The 4,710-nt window shown below is 63.6% G+C and carries 4 protein-coding genes; 3 read left to right on the top strand and 1 reads right to left on the bottom strand.

What is annotated here, in order from left to right; translation table 11 throughout:
- Positions 1–156: 156 nt before the first annotated feature.
- Positions 157–579, top strand: coding sequence for a phasin family protein (locus RI841_RS13525; RefSeq protein ID WP_310706155.1), 423 nt, complete (start codon positions 157–159; stop codon positions 577–579).
- A 343-nt stretch (positions 580–922) separates the two neighbouring features.
- On the opposite strand, the gene RI841_RS13530 is transcribed toward RI841_RS13525, so the two are convergent.
- Positions 923–1,774 (bottom strand): PAS domain-containing protein, encoded by an 852-nt coding sequence (locus RI841_RS13530; RefSeq protein ID WP_310706156.1) that lies wholly within the window; start codon positions 1,772–1,774, stop codon positions 923–925.
- 492 nt (positions 1,775–2,266) lie between these two features.
- Here RI841_RS13530 and RI841_RS13535 point away from each other — a divergent pair, with 492 nt between their 5' ends.
- A complete protein-coding gene (locus tag RI841_RS13535) occupies positions 2,267–3,601 on the top strand; it encodes an O-antigen ligase family protein (RefSeq protein WP_310706158.1) in 1,335 nt (444 codons plus the stop codon).
- On the top strand, positions 3,598–4,710 hold a 1,113-nt coding region (locus RI841_RS13540), incomplete at its 3' end, for a glycosyltransferase (protein WP_310706159.1). The genes RI841_RS13535 and RI841_RS13540, both read left to right, overlap by 4 nt.

Genomic DNA, 4,710 nt, shown 5'->3' on the forward strand with positions numbered 1-4,710 from the left:
TTGCCCCTTGCCCCTTGCCCCTTGCCCCTTGCCCCTTGCCCCTTGCCCCTTGCCCTGCTTCGTATATTGCACTGCACAAACCTCTCTGCTATTGTGCACTGCAGCAGAGCGGGAATCTCCCGTTCCATCGCATTCAGAACCCCGGAGGTTCCCATCATGACCAACGCATTCGCATTCGACCCCAAGCAGTTTGACACCGCTCAGCTCGAGTCGATGTTCTTCGCTCCGGCGCGTGCCTACGCTGCCCTCTCCGTCGACGTCACCGAGAAGCTGGTCAATGCCCAGCTCGAGGCCACCAAAGCCTATACCGACACCAGCATGGCGCAGCTGCGCAGCCTGATGGAAGTCAAGGACGCGGAAGGCCTCAAGAATTACATGGAAGGCCAGCAAAAGGTCGCCAGCGAGCTGACCGAGCGCATGAAGGGCGATGCCGAAAAGGTTGTGGCCCTGCAGCAAGAGTTCGTTCAGGAAAGCCAGAAGCTGACCGAGGGCAGTGTCAAGCAGGCCCAGGAAAGCGCCAAGGAAGCCACCGAGACCGCCACCAAGGCCGTCAAGGAAGCGGCTCCCAAGGCCAAGTAAGCCGCTGTTAGCGTCAGGCCCTTCAGGCCCGCGCTGAGCCACACTAACAGGCCGCCGATCCATGATCGGCGGCCTGTTTTTCTTGATGGGAGGATCGGGGGCAGGCGCTCCCCTTCCCACTTGGCCTGAAGATCCAGCGGCCGTCATCCCTGCCGGCCGCTGGCGTCGATGGAACCCACTCTTCTTGGGGTGGCTGAAGATGTTCCAGACATGCGTTGGTCAGGCCGAAGCTCTAACCCCCCTGACGCTACAGCTGCTTTCATTGGCTGTTGGCCGTTTGCACTCGAGGACGGGCGTGTCGCGCAACGCAGCTTGCCGAGATGTCCGTTGCCATGGGGTCAGTTCAGCCGTCAGGGGGGCTCCTCCTGTGGCCATACTGCGGTATGTGCAGGGCCAGCATACAGGCCGAGTCTGACGCGTCGCCGGGCGCCTCGATGGGTTCCAGGTGGAGCAGCATGCCGAGGGAACGGCCGCCACGGCGGGAGATGCTCAGGCTCTCGCGGGCTGGCTGGCGGGTGGCCAGGGCCTGTTGCAGCCGGCACACGGCAACGCTCTCGCTCTCTTGCAGCGAAGGCAGCGGGTGGCCCAGGATGACCTCCAGTGGCATGTCGAGCAGCTCCCCCAGCGCCCGGTTGGCCATCACCACCGAGTGCGTCTCGCTGCCCACAGCCAGCACCGCGGCGCCCAGGGGGATGGCGTCGAGCAGTCGCTGAGCGGCCAGCGAACCGCTCAGGTCGGTGTGGTTGATGGAGGGATTGACCAGTACATACACCCCCAGCGTGTTGCGTTTGCTGGTGATGGGCAGCATGTGGAGCGTGACGTGGTATTCCTCGCTCGCCAGGTTACGGATATGTGCCATACAGCCGGTGTGGCGGCCGTTCAGGGCCAGCTGAAAATGCCTTTCCACTTCTTGGCGATCCTGCGGCAGCACGAACCGGGTAAAGTGCATGCCCTGGCCTTCGTTCTCGTTCAGGCCGGCGAGGTTTGCCCCCGCCACGTTGGAGTGCCGGAAGCGGCCTTCGGGATCCAGCTCAAAGATCGGCTCCGGGTGGTGCACAAACAGGGCCTTGGCACGGCTTTCCAGGACAACGGGAGATCGCCGTCGGTTCCATTGTGGTGGTGGGGTGGCGGCATGCGGGTGACTCCTCCTTGATAGGCTGATGCCCCTGACCGGCCATGCCTTCATGGCACCCATCAGCCCTGATCGTGTCAGCCCCGGAGGTCCTTGTATTGGCGATGTTCCTGGATCCCCTTGTCGGAGGCTTCGACATTCTGAGCCAGTGCTTTCGCGTGGTTGTCGGCGCGTTCGCTGAAGGCATGCGGCTTTTCGCGCCTGGACCGGATTCGCCGATGGATCGACTGCCTACCAACACGGCGTTTCCCCGCGAGGATCGGATCCTGCCATCAGGTGGCTCGTTCAAGTCTAGCAGCGTTGCGGTATCGGCGAGCTCTCATGTCGAGCTTCCACATATAGAAGCGTGGCACACGGTGGGCACGGGTTGCCTGGTCGCTCTGTTTCGGCAGGCGGACTTCGGGTCGGCTCCAGAGGGTCAGGAAGCGCTCGGTAATGCGGCGACGAGGAAGGCGGGTCGGGTGATCGAGGTGACCCTGGGGGCCGACGCGATATACGTGTCCGGGCGGCTTCGGTACAGTACTACGCTTTGCTTGCCTGAGGTGATGGAACATCGTGAATCGGCAACTCGTCTGGCAGTCTCCGATGGGCTGGTCTTGCCCGCGCCTGATCTGGGGTATGGGGGTGTCTGCCCTGCTGCTCTATGCCTTCCTTCGCGTTCTCTGGCCTGCGCCGGGAGGCGCGGCAGAGACGCTCATGGCGCTGCTGGGTCTGGTGATGGTCCTGGCTTATGGCCGTGGCATTCGCCATGGCGCTGCCACCTGGCTGCTGGCGGCGGCGGTGGCGGTACAGGTGCTGTCCTGGTCGCTGGGGTATTTCCATCACCCCGAGTGGGTTGCCGAGAATCCTCAGATCGACCGTCTCGCCAAGCTGTTCATCTTCATCGCGGTGGCCTGGTGGTTGGGCGGTAGCACGCGCAATACCTTTCTGATGTGGGCCCTGGCGCTGGTGGGGTTGATGCTTGCCAGCTTTGTTCAAGGGGACGGCGTGCAGGAATGGCTTCGTGGCCTCCAGGGCCAGCGGGTCGGTTTCGGGGTTCGAAACTTCCAGCATGGTGCGATGCTGTTCGGCATTCTGTTGCTGGGCTTGGTGATCTTTGCCCCGCGCCTGTTATCCCCCGGCCGCTGGCGTGCATGGCGTGCCGTCGGCTGGTGTCTGGCGTTGGCGCTTGCCACCATCGCGGTGCTGATCGGCCAGACGCGGGCGGTCTGGTTGGCCCTGGTCATCGCGTTGCCCCTGGTGTTTCTCGGCTGGTGGCTGGTGAGGAGAGCTCGGGGAGGCTCGATGAATCGCCGCGTCCTCGCGGCAGGACTGGTGCTGCTGCTGGTGGCGCTCGGCTCTGCTACGGCGATGAAGACCCTCCTGCTCGAGCGAGTGGGTCAGGAATCCCGAGTGATGGGCATGCTGCTCGAAGGCAAGGTTGAAGCACTGCCCTACACCAGTATCGGCATTCGCATCCATTCCTGGCGCGCCGCACTGGAGTGGATAGAGGAGCGCCCCCTTGTCGGCTGGGGCGGCGAGGGTCGCGGCCTGGTGATGGAGCATACCCCCTGGCTACCCGAAGAAATCCGGCAAACCTTCGGCCACCTGCACAACTACTTTCTTGAAGTCTGGGTTGCCTATGGCCTGTTGGGGGTGACCGTCATCGCCTTGTTGGCCCTGTGGATCGGATCGGCAACCTGGCGGTCGTGGCGGGCCGGCATAATGCCCGGCGACATGGCACTCTTTGGTGCAGGTTTCTTCTGCTACTGGATGGTGGTCAACCAGTTCGAGGCCTATAACGCCTTCTGGACGGGGGTCTATGCACACAACCTGGTGGTGGGTGGCCTGGTGACTCACTATTGGCGCTTGCAGACCAGTGGCGCCACGCGTCAAGCGAGTGTCAAATGAGAACGCTCACGGTGGTTCGTTCGCTCAAGATGGGGGGCATGGAGCGGGTGGCGGTGAACCTCGCGGATGCCTTCGCCGAGGCTGGCCATGAGAGCCATCTGCTTAGCCTGCGGCAGGTTGACAGCCCGCTGGCCCCGCAGCACCCGGAGGTGCAGCAGCACCATCTCGCGCTGCGCTGGTGGACACGGCTGACCGGGGCAGGCCTGGTACTGGAACTGCTGGTGCGCCTGTTCCTGAATCCGATCGTGAAGCGCTCGCTGTTCCTCGGTACCGGCATCATGGGGGGCGTGGTATTCCACTTCTGGCTCAGGGCCTTCGAGCGGCGTCATGGTCGGGTGGGTCGTATCGTCTTCCGTGGAGTCGGCACGTTCGAACTGGTATGGACCTTCCGGGACGACCGGGCCCGCTATGTGCTGGAGAATATCCTGCATGTGCAGGAGACCAGCTGGCGTCTGCGGCTGTTCGCACGTTGTCTCTATCAGGGACGACACCTGGTGACCGTGACCGAGGGGGTGGCCGAGAGCGTACGGAAGGCCATGAAGGCATGGCACTTCCAGCCGGCCACGCTCGAGGTGATCGTCAACCCCTGTCCGGTCGAGAGCATTCGCCGGCAGATGCTGGAGGCCGAACCTGATTTGCCTGAGGAGCCCTATATCGTCAACGTGGCGCGCATGGTGCCGGCCAAGGATCAGGCCCTGCTGCTGCGTGCCTATGCCCGTTCCGGTATTGCTCTCCCGCTGGTGCTGGTGGGTGATGGCCAGGAACATGGCCGGCTCGACACCCTGGCGAGGGAGCTAGGAATCAGCGGACGCGTGCGCTTTGTCGGGCAGCGTGCCAATCCCTACCCGTGGTTGCATCATGCCCGGCTGTTCGTGCTCAGCTCGCGCTTCGAGGGCATGGGCATCGTGCTCTTCGAGGCACTGGCCTGTGGTACGCCGGTGCTCAGCGTGGACTGTCCCGGGGGGATCCGCGAGATCCTCAAGGGCGAGTTAGCGAGCTGTGTCGTCTCTCACGACGAGGAGCGCCTGGCCGAGGGCATTCGTGCGGCCGTGCAGGGCGAAAAGCCGCCCATCAAGGAGAGCTGGCTGGATGATTTCCGGCCCGAGACG

It is taken from the genome of Halomonas sp., from assembly GCF_031581305.1.
GTDB lineage: Bacteria > Pseudomonadota > Gammaproteobacteria > Pseudomonadales > Halomonadaceae > Halomonas.